Source organism: Erwinia sp. MYb416 (assembly GCF_037479575.1).
Classification (GTDB): Bacteria; Pseudomonadota; Gammaproteobacteria; order Enterobacterales; family Enterobacteriaceae; genus Erwinia; species Erwinia rhapontici.
Genome location: NZ_JBBGYT010000230.1, coordinates 1865 through 2821, shown reverse-complemented (window position 1 = coordinate 2821; position 957 = coordinate 1865). Strand labels below are relative to the sequence as shown.

The following is a 957-nucleotide window of genomic DNA, read 5'->3' as shown; positions in this document are numbered from 1 at the left end:
GTGATCATTTGCATCAATTTATGCTTTTATCTCTAAACTGCTAGGTGACTAATGACCATATGATCCATATGGCAAATATGAACATTTTCTCTACTGCTAATCATTGCTACCGCCTGAATTACAAGGTTTTTTTGTAGAGCTGTGTCCCAATAAATAATGCTGAATAGAGATAGCAATGTCCGCTTCTGGCACTCAGCAGACGTTCAGGCCTATCAAGATTCCTGCTTTGCTGGCGGAAGCAATTTTTTAGCTTCGTGAATGAGCTTTTCAATCTCTTCCAGAGGGATGCATCCTTCGTAGCAAGAAAAAGAGAACTCATGAGTGACATCGGAATAGAAGACTTCAGCAATTTGCCGGAGCGGGGATGTTCCAGTCTCAGAAAGCTCGAGGAACATCCCATCACGGATGACATCGCTTCCACGGGTGAGGTTGTATTGGATCTTAGTCATAGATTTAATTTTCCATCTTTCCTATTAACAAGGCCTCTGTTCGAGCGCAGTAAAACATACCCCAGAAGATAACGTGCACAGATCCGCAAAGAGCGACAAGCCGATGTTCTGTTCGCAGAAGACATGGCAGTTAACTGTCTATATGGTCGGGATCAGTCCTGCTTGCTGATATGTCACCATCAGTTCGTCAAACAATTCAATGTCCTGACGAGTACGTGCTATCAGCTGAGCCCCCGCAACAGCTGTATAAATAGCCAGAGCATGCTTTTTATAATCCTCAGAATCGCCTCCACCTTTCTCACTAAGCATTTGGCTCAGCCACACTACATTGGCATCAACAAAAGCCTGCACTTCGGCCTTAACTTCTTGAGGCAGATCTTCATATTCAGCAGCCATGAAGCTGGACAAACAAAGCCTGTTGTCGTTTTCAAGAGATTGTCGGAAAATGCTGGGATAACGCTTCAGCGCCTCGCCGATGCTGGGACTCGTGTTGCGTATTGTCTCTAAA

At 44.7% G+C, this 957-nt stretch carries 1 protein-coding gene and 1 pseudogene; both read right to left on the bottom strand.

What is annotated here, in order from left to right:
• Positions 1-212: 212 nt before the first annotated feature.
• Positions 213-449: a hypothetical protein gene (locus WH277_RS02130; RefSeq protein ID WP_339457830.1), complete on the bottom strand. Its 237-nt coding sequence runs from the start codon at positions 447-449 to the stop codon at positions 213-215.
• Between the two features lie 138 nt (positions 450-587).
• Positions 588-957 (bottom strand): annotated as a pseudogene (locus tag WH277_RS02125) (TetR/AcrR family transcriptional regulator); the annotation flags it as partial.

Bases quoted from the DNA above. Each gene is read 5' to 3' on its own strand.
- WH277_RS02130 (WP_339457830.1), bottom strand. From the start codon at position 449: ATGACTAAGATCCAATACAACCTCACCCGTGGAAGCGATGTCATCCGT.